This window comes from Flavobacterium sp., from assembly GCF_044339515.1.
GTDB lineage: Bacteria > Bacteroidota > Bacteroidia > Flavobacteriales > Flavobacteriaceae > Flavobacterium.
This window is the reverse complement of sequence record NZ_JBIIVK010000009.1, coordinates 1-11,438: the sequence shown is the minus strand read 5'-3', so window position 1 is coordinate 11,438 and position 11,438 is coordinate 1. Positions and strand designations below refer to the sequence as shown.

At 34.5% G+C, this 11,438-nt stretch carries 12 protein-coding genes; 2 read left to right on the top strand and 10 right to left on the bottom strand.

Features of this window, described 5'->3' with window-relative positions; genetic code table 11:
- Positions 1-13 precede the first annotated feature (13 nt).
- Positions 14-385, bottom strand: coding sequence for a ribosome silencing factor (gene rsfS, locus ACIQ0M_RS03755; RefSeq protein ID WP_129465114.1), 372 nt, complete (start codon positions 383-385; stop codon positions 14-16).
- Positions 386-479: 94 nt separating this feature from the next.
- On the opposite strand from rsfS, the gene ACIQ0M_RS03750 reads away from it, so the two are divergent.
- Positions 480-1,208 (top strand): biotin--[acetyl-CoA-carboxylase] ligase, encoded by a 729-nt coding sequence (locus tag ACIQ0M_RS03750; protein ID WP_396149868.1) that lies wholly within the window; start codon positions 480-482, stop codon positions 1,206-1,208.
- 29 nt (positions 1,209-1,237) lie between these two features.
- Here ACIQ0M_RS03750 and ACIQ0M_RS03745 read toward each other — a convergent pair whose 3' ends face one another.
- The 4 genes from ACIQ0M_RS03745 to aroB all read right to left on the bottom strand — a co-directional run bounded on the left by ACIQ0M_RS03745 (position 1,238) and on the right by aroB (position 5,521).
- A complete protein-coding gene (locus tag ACIQ0M_RS03745; protein WP_396149866.1) occupies positions 1,238-1,684 on the bottom strand; it encodes a DNA primase in 447 nt (148 codons plus the stop codon).
- A gap of 11 nt (positions 1,685-1,695) precedes the next feature.
- Positions 1,696-2,670, bottom strand: coding sequence for a deoxyhypusine synthase family protein (locus ACIQ0M_RS03740; RefSeq protein ID WP_396149864.1), 975 nt, complete (start codon positions 2,668-2,670; stop codon positions 1,696-1,698).
- Positions 2,671-2,758: 88 nt separating this feature from the next.
- A complete protein-coding gene (locus ACIQ0M_RS03735) occupies positions 2,759-4,159 on the bottom strand; it encodes an arginine decarboxylase (RefSeq protein WP_396149862.1) in 1,401 nt (466 codons plus the stop codon).
- Between the two features lie 294 nt (positions 4,160-4,453).
- On the bottom strand, positions 4,454-5,521 hold the full coding sequence (gene aroB, locus ACIQ0M_RS03730) for a 3-dehydroquinate synthase (RefSeq protein WP_396149860.1): 1,068 nt from the start codon (positions 5,519-5,521) through the stop codon (positions 4,454-4,456).
- A gap of 139 nt (positions 5,522-5,660) precedes the next feature.
- On the opposite strand from aroB, the gene ACIQ0M_RS03725 reads away from it, so the two are divergent.
- On the top strand, positions 5,661-6,827 hold the full coding sequence (locus ACIQ0M_RS03725) for a proline dehydrogenase family protein (RefSeq protein WP_396149858.1): 1,167 nt from the start codon (positions 5,661-5,663) through the stop codon (positions 6,825-6,827).
- A 33-nt stretch (positions 6,828-6,860) separates the two neighbouring features.
- Here the strand turns inward: ACIQ0M_RS03725 and ACIQ0M_RS03720 are convergent, their stop codons facing one another.
- The 5 genes from ACIQ0M_RS03720 to ACIQ0M_RS03700 all read right to left on the bottom strand — a co-directional run bounded on the left by ACIQ0M_RS03720 (position 6,861) and on the right by ACIQ0M_RS03700 (position 11,242).
- Entirely contained in the window at positions 6,861-7,373 is a 513-nt protein-coding gene (locus ACIQ0M_RS03720) for a DUF6169 family protein (protein WP_396149856.1), read from the bottom strand.
- Positions 7,345-7,494: a hypothetical protein gene (locus ACIQ0M_RS03715; protein WP_396149854.1), complete on the bottom strand. Its 150-nt coding sequence runs from the start codon at positions 7,492-7,494 to the stop codon at positions 7,345-7,347. Before ACIQ0M_RS03715 ends, ACIQ0M_RS03720 begins: the two co-directional genes overlap by 29 nt.
- 144 nt (positions 7,495-7,638) lie before the next feature.
- Positions 7,639-9,057, bottom strand: coding sequence for an alkaline phosphatase (locus tag ACIQ0M_RS03710; RefSeq protein WP_396149852.1), 1,419 nt, complete (start codon positions 9,055-9,057; stop codon positions 7,639-7,641).
- A 206-nt stretch (positions 9,058-9,263) separates the two neighbouring features.
- The gene (gene lysA / locus ACIQ0M_RS03705; RefSeq protein WP_396149850.1) at positions 9,264-10,469 is read right to left on the bottom strand and encodes a diaminopimelate decarboxylase; all 1,206 of its coding nucleotides are present in this window, start codon (positions 10,467-10,469) and stop codon (positions 9,264-9,266) included.
- Positions 10,470-10,603: 134 nt separating this feature from the next.
- The gene (locus ACIQ0M_RS03700; protein ID WP_396149848.1) at positions 10,604-11,242 is read right to left on the bottom strand and encodes a hypothetical protein; all 639 of its coding nucleotides are present in this window, start codon (positions 11,240-11,242) and stop codon (positions 10,604-10,606) included.
- Between the last annotated feature and the right edge of the window lie 196 nt (positions 11,243-11,438).

Genomic DNA, 11,438 nt, shown 5'->3' with positions numbered 1-11,438 from the left:
CTTTAGCAATTTTTTATATTTTGTTTGGAATGGTGGTTATTTTGGCATCGCCCCACAATCCTTCGATGTTGTAAAATTCACGCACGTGCTTTTGAAAAACATGAACAACAATGTCCACATAATCCATCAGAACCCATTCGGCATTGTCTGTACCTTCCACATGCCAAGGTTTGTCTTTTAATTCTTTTGAAACTGTTTTTTGAACCGAGTTAACGATGGCGTTAACTTGTGTATTGGAGTTACCGTTGCAAATGATAAAATAATCACAAACTGTATTTTCGATATCTCGTAAATCTAAAATGTCGATGTCATTTCCTTTAACTTCCTCAATTCCTTTGATGATATTTACTAACAACTCATCTTTACTAACTTTCTTATTCGCCATTTACTAATTTAATATTTTCGCAAAGTTATCAAAAATTGTGTTTATTTTTGAAGCTTAACACAACTTTAGAACGATTCTTATATAATTATTCTCTATGCATATCATCAAACTGAGTGCCATAAATTCGACGAATGACTATTTAAAGGAGTTAGTAGCCAAACAAGTGGTTACTAATTTCACAATAGTTGTTGCTGAAAGTCAACTTAAAGGCAAAGGGCAAATGGGTTCGGTTTGGATTTCAGAGACTGGTAAAAACCTGACATTTAGTATTTTAATAAAAGATTTGATTGTTGATGTAAAGCAACTCTACACCTTGAACATTGTGATTTCATTAGCGATTATTTCTGTTTTAGAACAATATAAAATACCGACAGTTCGCATTAAATGGCCAAACGACATTATGTCAGGTAATCATAAAATCGGAGGCATTTTGATTGAAAACAGTTTTAAATCGAATGGAGAAGTATTTTCAGTTGTTGGAATCGGACTGAATATTAATCAGATAAATTTTGAAAATCTTCCAAATGCCTCTTCCTTAAAGCTGAAAACGGGTCAAGATTATCCTATAGAGGAATTATTACAAGAACTTTGTCAATCCATCAAACAGTTTGTTTTGAAAATGAATTTTGATTCGGAATCAATTTGGAATTTGTATCACCAAAAGTTGTTTAAAATAGGTGTTCCCATGGCTTTTGAAGATAAGAATGGGGTGAAGTTCATGGGAATTATTCAACAGGTTTCTCAACAAGGTTTATTGAACATTTTACTAGAGAATGATGCAGTAGTTCAATTTGGCATTAAAGAAGTCAAAATGTTGTATTAAAAAAAAAGAGCCTGTGTAGGCTCTTAAATTTAATATTCTTCATCTTCGTCATCTTCTTCGTCTGAGGGTTCGTCGTCATAATCATCGTCATCGTCATCATCGTCTGAACCACCGGAATCTTTTAAAGGATCAATTTCAATATCATCATCAGAAGGTGCGTCATCGTCTTCTTCGTCCACATCCACTTCATCAATGTCATCGTCTAAATCGAGTCCTTTTACCGGAGCGATTGTTTCCACTTCTACATCTAAATCTTCATCCTCTTCGAAGTTTTCAATACGGGTGGCTAATTTTTTACTGACTTTCACCAAATAAATGGTGTCTTCTGTACGAACTTCTACCGCTTCGATCAATTCGTTTTGAGCATTTCTAAAACGGATAATGTCAGTATCCTCATAGCCGTCTGGAAACTTCTCTACCAACATCGATAGAATGTCATTCGTTAATTTAGCATAGTCAACAATAATTCTTCTCATAAAAAAATCTGTTATAAATCAAGTAAGTAAGCAAATATCAATGGGGCAACAATGGTTGCATCGGATTCAATAATAAATTTGGGCGTGGTGATGTCTAATTTTCCCCACGTGATTTTCTCGTTCGGCACCGCTCCTGAATAAGAACCATAACTAGTGGTTGAATCAGAAATTTGGCAAAAATAACTCCAAAACGGAATATCGTGCATTTCCATGTCTTGGTATAACATCGGCACTACACAAATCGGGAAATCTCCTGCAATTCCTCCACCAATTTGGAAGAATCCAACTCCTTTTCCGGTTGAATTTTTTGGATACCAATCAGCCAACCACATCATATATTCAATTCCACTTTTCATCGTGGTGGGTTTAAAAGTGCCTTTAATGCAATAGGAAGCAAAAATATTACCCATCGTACTGTCTTCCCAACCGGGAACAACAATCGGTAAGTTTTTCTCTGCCGCAGCAACCATCCAGGAATCTTTTGGGTCTATTTCGTAATATTGTTTTAAAACACCGGAATTAATCATTTGGTACATAAATTCATGCGGAAAATAACGTTCTCCTTTTGAATCAGCATTATGCCAAATGTCATATAAATGCGATTGTAATCTGCGGAAAGCTTCTTCTTCCGGAATACACGTGTCAGTTACTCTATTGTAATGATTTTCAAGTAAATCCCATTCTTCTTGCGGACTCAAATCACGATAATTAGGAACTCTTTTGTATGAATTATGAGCGACCAAATTCATAATGTCTTCTTCCAAGTTTGCACCGGTACATGAAATGATATGCACTTTGTCTTGACGGATCATTTCGGCTAATGATTTTCCCAATTCAGCTGTGCTCATTGCACCGGCCAAGGTAATCATCATTTTTCCGTTTTCAAGCAAATGTTGTTCATATCCTTTGGCAGCATCTACTAAAGCAGCGGCATTGAAATGAAGATAATTTTTTTCAATAAATTGACTGATAGGTCCTTTACTCATTTTATAATTCTTAAATTGTATTCGTAGTATGAAGGTTCAAAGAAAATCTTTTTTTCTGAAAAGAAAAATTCTTTTTTACCAAAAAATGTTATTTTTTATCATAACCCAAAATAGAGAGAACTTGGTCTGCACTTTGTTGTTCAGAAAACACCTCTGTGGCTAAAATACCGTTTTCATCACGGTCAATCAAAATGTGTTTTGGTTGTGGAATCAAACAGTGATGCAAACCACCAAAACCTCCTATGGTTTCTTGGTATGCTCCGGTATTGAAAAAACCAATATATAAGGGTTTCTCTTTGTTATATTTTGGTAAATAAACCGCATTCATGTTTTGTTCAGAATTGTAATAATCATCACTGTCACAGGTTAAACCGCCCAATAGAACCCGCTCATACGTATCGTTCCAACGATTGATGGCCAACATGACAAACCGTTTGTTAATGGCCCAAGTATCAGGAAGAGTGGTAATGAAAGATGAGTCAATCATATTCCACTTTTCACGATCATTTTGTTGTTTTTGATATAAAACCTGATATATCGCACCACCACTTTCGCCAACGGTAAACGAACCGAATTCGGTAAAAATATTAGGCACATCAACTTCCGCTTCTTCACACGATATTTTTATTTGATTGATAATTTCATCAATCATATATTGGTAATCGTATTCAAACGCTAGGGAATTTTTGATGGGAAAACCACCTCCAATATTCAAACTGTCTAAAGTTGGACATTCTTTTTTCAAGGAAACATATACTTTCATACATTTCAACAACTCATTCCAATAATAAGCTGTGTCGCGAATACCGGTATTAATAAAAAAGTGAAGCATTTTCAACTCTACTTTTTTATTTTCTTCAATTTGTTTTCTGTAAAACGGAAGTATATTTTTATAACCAATTCCTAATCGTGAAGTATAAAACTCAAATTTCGGTTCTTCTTCAGCGGCAATTCTGATTCCAATTTTGAATTTACCATCAATTTTTTCTTGCAACAAATCCAATTCCTCAAAATTATCAATCACAGGAATGGTTTTGTTATGACCATTGTTGATTAACCTTGCAATGTTATCAACGTATTGTTCGCGTTTAAAGCCATTACAAACCACATAGGTGTTTTTATTGATTTTGCCTTCCGCCATCAAATTTTCAACAATATTAATATCAAAAGCCGAGGAAGTTTCAATATGAATGTTGTTTTTGAACGCTTCATTCATAATAAAACTAAAATGCGAACTTTTTGTACAATAGCAGTAATAGTATTTTGCATCGTATTTGTTCTTTTCCATCGCCTTTCTAAACCAGCCTTTTGCACGGTTGATGTTATTGGAAATTTGCGGTAGATACGTAAATTTCAATGGCGTACCATATTGTTCAACAATTTTCATCAAATCGATTTGGTGAAATTGAAGATTATCTTTGTTTAGGGTAAACTCTTCTTGAGGGAAGTAGAACGTTTGATTGATTAAGTCGAAATATTTTGTATTCATTTAGTTTTCAGTAATTTAGATTAAAGGTTAAATAGAAATATCAATTAATCTAAATTTTCAAACCCGAATATTAGCAAAAATAATTTGCAGTTTTTCGTGAAACATCGTCGAGCATTCTGAAATATCAAAACCCAAGGTACTTTTCTTGTTCACTGATTTTTTCATAAAACGTTGAAAAATCCAATGAGTACTACTATTCTTAGCAAGTAAAGTCTTTTTGTTTTGATTGTTTTTCATTGAGGCAAATGTAAAAAATAATCTAAGCTAAATGCAAGTACAATGATAAAAAAAATGTTATCTTTTATAATCGTCAAATGCATCAATTATCCAGTTGTTTTCGGCGTGTTGGTTAATTTTAATTTTACCAATTCCGTCTAAAAGTGCAAATTGAACTTTTCCAAACTCATTTTTCTTGTCGTGTATCAATAAATTTAGGATTGGTTCCATGTCATTTTCATCAAAATTAGTCGTGCTAAAGATGGATTGGATAACGGTTTTTATTTCCAGGTATTCCTCCTTTGTAATTAATTCTTTTTGTTGCGAAAGATAACTTTCCAAAATCATGCCTACAGCAATGGCTTCGCCGTGCAAAAGAGTCGTTTTGAAAGGATTTTCTAAAAAATAACTTTCAATGGCATGTCCTAATGTATGTCCGAAATTCAAGGCTTTACGAATACCGTTTTCCGTCGGGTCTTGACTCACTATAGCATTTTTTATCTCGATGGAACGGTAAATTAATTCATCCAAATCATCCGAGGATAAACTACCTAAATCGCTGAATTTATACCAATAATCTTTATCATAAATGAGGCCGTGTTTCAACATTTCTGCTAAACCGGAACGCATTTCGTTTTGGGGTAAAGTTTCTAAAAAAATGGTATCAACTAACACTGCTTTTGGAGAATTAATTACCCCGATTTGGTTTTTTAAATTGCCTAAATCAACGCCGTTTTTACCACCAATCGACGCATCTACCATACCCAATAAGGTCGTAGGAACGTTGATGAAATCAATCCCACGTTTGAATGTAGAAGCCACAAATCCGCCGATATCTGTAATCACTCCTCCGCCTACATTGATGAGCAAGCTTTTTCTGTCTCCACCCAATTCGGTGAGCGATTCCCAGAGTTGCACACACGTTTCGATGGTTTTAAAAGCTTCTCCTGACTCAATTTCAATGATTTCAATTTCGTTTTCTGTCGCTAAAAGCGATAAAAAATGAGGAAGGCAATTTTCATTCGTATTAGAATCGACTAAAATAAATAACTTAGAATAATGATGTTCTTTCAAATACGCATTGAGAAAAACATAAGCATCCTCGTTAAAATAAATCGAATAATCTCCGGCTTGAATTGATTGCATGAAAAACGTCTTTATAAGTAAGTTAAATCCAAAACAATTTGAATTTTTTATGGTTTAAAAATTTAGATACAAATTAAGTCAAAAAAATTATAACATTCTCAAACACTCCGTATCTTTGCTACATTATTTTCAACAAAACATGGAAAAAATCTTTGATAACACACAAATTGCTTTTTCGTTAAAAAGTGATACTGAATTAGATAGAGCCTATTTTTTATTTAAAATGATTGATAGCGAGCCACTTGTTCGGATTGGAACGGCGGTAACTAATTTTGCTCTGAAAGCCCATTTACCGGTAGAAGGTTTAATTAGAGCTTCTGTATTTGACCATTTTTGTGGCGGTGTAAGTGAAGATGATTGCATGCCGGTAATGGAAAAAATGTTTACCAAAGGCGTTTGTTCCGTGTTGGATTATTCCGTGGAAGGCAAAGAAGACGAGATTGAATTTGATGCCGCCATGAAGAAAACACTCAAAATCATTGAGTTTGCGAAAGAAAAAAAGGCCATTCCGTTTGCAGTTTTCAAACCTACGGGTTTTGGACGATTTGATTTATATAAAAAAATAGGCAAAAAAAATCCTTTAAATTTTGAAGAACATGCTGAGTGGGATAGAGTAGTAGCTCGCTTTGAAACTGTTTGCAAATTTGCCCATGAAAAAGACGTTGCTCTCTTGATTGATGGGGAAGAAAGTTGGATGCAAGATGCCGCCGATGAATTGGTTGCACAAATGATGAAAAAATACAATAAAGAAAAAGCCATAGTATTCAACACTTTGCAAATGTACCGTTGGGATCGATTGGATTATTTGAAAAAATTGCACGAGCAAGCCAAATCGGAAGGTTTTTACATTGGGATGAAACTCGTTCGAGGAGCCTACATGGAAAAAGAAAACAAACGTGCTGAAGAAAAAGGATATAAATCACCCATTTGCGAAACCAAGCTAGCGACCGACGAAAATTATGATGCTGCTGTGGCCTATATGGTTGAAAATATTGACAAAATGGCCATTTTTGCCGGAACGCACAACGAATTGAGTTCCTATAAATTAATGGAATTGATGGCTCAAAAAGGGTTGGCTACCAATGATAACAGAATCTGGTTCGGGCAATTATACGGCATGAGTGACAACATCAGTTATAATTTAGCTGCTAATGGTTACAACGTGGCCAAATACTTGCCTTTCGGACCGGTTCGTGATGTGATGCCTTACTTAATTCGACGTGCAGAGGAAAACACTTCCGTGGCCGGACAAACGAGTCGGGAGTTGATGTTGATTAAGAAGGAACGGGAGAGGAGAAAGGATTAGTGAAATAAGAATATTAAGCCAAAGCTATTAATTTTATTTTTCTTCGTTGAGTGTTTTTTCAATTTGGTTGTAGATTTCTACCAATTTTTGACGAAGAGGGTTATTTTGATGAAACATAAATGAAGTGTACATTTTTTGTTTCTCTGTTTGCGAAATGTTGTATTGAACGATATTGTCAATCTTTACGATAAACTCTTTATAATCAGATTTCTTATACCATCTGTCAAAAACTTTGAAGCGTGTTTTTGCTTTATCATCTTCATCTGAACAAACAAAAATCATAGAATTTTCTACTTTTTTGAAGAATCGTTCAACCATATCTTCAATAGTTCTTGAAACTTTTGCATCATAAGGTTCAATTTCATCACTAGCTTTGTCGATGATTAGTTGAAAAATATTAGGTATTTCTTCATTTGAAATAGCACTAAAAGTTTCATCAATCACAAAAGCAACCCGATATAAAATATTGTTTTTGGTTGTAAAGTTGTATGTATTCGAGATATTGTCGAAAGAATAATTATAATGGCTTAGCAAGTTTAATGCCATTTTTGGAAAGAGTATTTTTTGAAGTTTTTCCTTTGATATAAGAACGCACAATTTCTTTGTCTGAAAGCATTTTTGCTACAGATTTAATTACTTTGTCCTTATTGATTTTAATCTTATTCATACTTTGCAAAGATAATAAATTATTTTTTCAATTTTAAATAGTTGGAAAACGTTATTTTTTTTTTCAAATTAGTAACTGCAAAATCTTCTCCACAAATCCCAAAATCAAGATTCATAGAACAGTGAATTAAAAATGTATTTAACCCTAAAATTTATTCTCCACTTCCGCTGCTTCCAACATAAAATAATGTAAATCGGTGTTTTTAATAAAAGGTTTTAGTTTGTCGCTTCCGGGTCCAAACATGGCTAGCTCAGTGTAATCTGCCGAGTGATCCATGCTAATCCATCCTACGGACGTTCTGCTTTTTTGCATTTCGGCAAAGGTTTTATAAGGAAGGTTTTTATAATTATACAATCCATCGTCCTTTTTTTCCAGATTTGAATAATAACTCAAAATTGTTTTGGCTTCGTCATCCGTTAAATCAAAACCATTCGCAAAGGCAATGCGTTCTTTGATTTGAACTATCGTAGATTCCGGTGTAAAACCATTTAAAATCCACTCATTCGTATGTTTGTGCTGTTGAACACTGTCAAAATGGTCGTTGACGTTCTTACCATAAATTAATCCCGGATTCGCATTTCCATGGTCGGTGGTAATGATAACTAACGTTTCTTTGTCTTTTTCTGCAAAATCTATGGCAACTTTCACCGCTTCATCAAAAGCCACTTGATCATATAACAAACCGGCAATATCGTTGGCGTGTGCTGCCCAATCTACTTTTCCTGCTTCCACTTGCAACACGAATCCGTTTTTATGACTTTTCATTCGGTCAATGGCTTTTTGTGTCATTTCTGCTAAAGTTGGAATCGTATTGCCCAAATCTTTAATATTTTCGCGGTCAATCGAGTAGGGAAGTCCATCCTCAAAAAACACGCCTAGAATGGGTTTGTCATGCGAGGTGGAAAGCATTTCACTTCTCGTTTTAACCACCTGATAGCCTTTGGCTTGAAAAGCCGAATACAAATCTTTTTTATCTTTTCGGGAATTGGCATCAAAATGTTTTTGTCCGCCACCCATCATCACATCAAATTGGAGGTTTAAATAGGATTCAGCAATGTCATCCTGACTATTTCTGCTTTTGCTGTTCACACAAAAACCGGCCGGAGTGGCATGGGTAATCGGAACAGTGGTGACACAGCCCGCCATTTTTCCTGCTTTCTTGAACTTTTGCCAAATCGGTAAATATTCTTCACCATTTATTCCGACGTTTAATGCTCCGTTTTTTAGGCGAAAACCACTTCCCCAAGAAGAACTCGCAGCTGCAGAATCGGTGACAACAGAAGAAGCCGAAGCCATATCCATCAAAGCTCTTGTAACTTTATTTTCTCTATATAAATTCAACCAATTGGAACCATTTCCGTTTTTTCGTTGAAGATGAATATCGGCCATGTTTAGTGTGCCTGAACTCATTCCGTCACTCACTAACACAATAATGTTTTTGGCTTTTTTTCCTTTGAATTCTGTAGGCTGATCAAGAACAGTGGCAGCACTTTCAAAGGGATTTAGAACAGCTGTTCCTAACGTAAATAATGTTCCGTTCCTAAAAAATTTTCTTCTGTTCATTGCGATTTTAATTTTTTCAAATATAAAAAATTGTACTGAGTTTACCGTTAATTAATCATTAATTCCCAGTCATAAAAAAAGCCGGAAAATGATTTCCGACTCTTTTGGGTTGTGGTTGTTTGGTTAGGATATGATTTAAAGCAAAAATAGATTTGTATTTTCTTACACCTGATAGGTTGCAAAAACCTGTCAGGTGTAACATATAGCTAAAATGTAACTTCAATCTGATTGCGAAGAATATCTTCAAACGTTTCTCTTTCCCGAATCAAATGTCCTTTTCCTTCGTACCAAAGCACTTCGGCCGGACGAAAGCGTGAATTGTAGTTAGATGCCATTGAAAAACAATACGCTCCGGCATTTCGGAAACACAAGATGTCGCCTTCTTTGATTTCGGCAATTCTGCGGTTGTTGGCAAATGTATCGGTCTCGCAAATGTAACCCACCACGGAATAAAAACGTTCTTTTCCTTTTGGGTTGGAAATGTTTTCGATGTGGTGATACGAACCGTATAACATCGGACGAATCAAATGATTGAATCCGCTGTCGATGCCCGCAAAAACGGTGGAAGTTGTTTGTTTTACTACATTTACTTTGGCTAAGAAATAACCCGATTCACTTACTAAAAATTTCCCCGGTTCAAAGGCTAAGGTTAACGGACGACCATATTCCGCTTGAAATTGATTAAATCGTTTCGACAATTTTTTACCTAACTCTTCTACATTGGTTTCAATGTCGTCTTTTTTATATGGGACTTTAAATCCGCTACCAAAGTCGATAAAATCTAAGGTTTTGAAATGCTTGGCGGTTTCAAATAGAATTTCGGCGGCATACAAAAACACTTCAATATCCAAAATATCAGAACCGGTGTGCATGTGAATGCCGTTGATGTGCATGTGGGTGTTTTCGATGATTCGCAACAAATGCGGTAGTTGGTGAATTGAAATTCCGAATTTGCTATCAATGTGACCCACGGAAATGTTCGTGTTTCCACCTGCCATCACGTGTGGATTAATTCGGATGCAAACCGGAACAGTTGGGTGTTTGGTTCCGAATTGTTCTAGAATCGAAAGATTATCAATGTTGATTTGCACACCTAAAGTTGCCACTTCTTCAATTTCATCGATGGAAACACCGTTGGGTGTAAAAATGATACGATTCGGTTCAAAACCGACGGCTAAACCCAATTGCACTTCTTGAAGCGAAACCGTGTCTAAACCGGAACCCAATTTGTGAAAATATTTTAAAACAGAAATATTGGATAATGCTTTGACGGCATAATTAATCTGCAATCGCTCCACTTTTGAAAAAGCGTTAACCAAACGATTGTATTGTGATTCAATTTTTTCGGCATTGTAAACATAAAGCGGACTCCCGAATTGGTCTGCTAAGTATAGTAAATCTGTTGCGTTCATTCTTCAATTTTCAACAAAGGTAAGCGGAGAATCCTTTCGGTTCAAAGTTTTTGAATTGAAATAACAAAAAATCACAGATTGTTATATTTGTAACAAGTGATCGGAGTGTTTTTAAACAGACCGTGGCAAAGTATTTATATCAGCCCGAAAGTAAATAATAAAATTAAAGTTATTATAAGTGCTCTGTTAAATTTTACTTTTTGATTCTTAATTCTAATCCCGATAATTAAAGTCAAAATCCCAATTATTAATTTGATTATGGTTTTATAAATCGGATAATTACTTAATTCTGAATTAAAATTTGGTTCGATAGTTCTAACTAGTACATAAAAATTTGTAAAAAAACTAATTCCAATAATTAAAATTCCGATATCTTTTATTTGCTCAGCTTTTTGTTGTTTAGAGAATTTAATTGCCAAATAAAGCAAAACTAGTCCAGCGATTAATTTTAGGAATAAAATGTAATTTTGAATTAAATTTAAACGATTAATACTATAAAAAATTAAGTCGACAAGATATTGGTTTAAAACTAAAATCGCTGGAATTATTAGAACGACAATCAAAAAAATTCGAGAGAAGCGTTCTCCATTTAAATGTTTAAATAACAAAGAAATTAAAGCGGTTATCGAAATAATAAAAAAAACGATTTTCAATAAAAAAGTGCTGAAATATTCATATCCGTTTATTAAATTTTCAAAAGAAAATATTGAAAAATAAAGAGATACTACTACCAAAATCCAATCAAATGTTTTATATAAAAATGTTTGTTTCATATTTTGGCGGATTTGTTTTTTGGTCTGAAATTATAATTTTTTTGATCTTGATTTAAATTGCCATACGAAGGATTCGTGCCTTTACTTTGAGTTTGCTAAAAAAGTATTAAATTTATTCAAAGGAAAGCAGAGGTGAACTATGATTCGTGCAAAGCTTACGACTTAACTGCCGCATTAGTCCTCTGCCTTCTCCTTG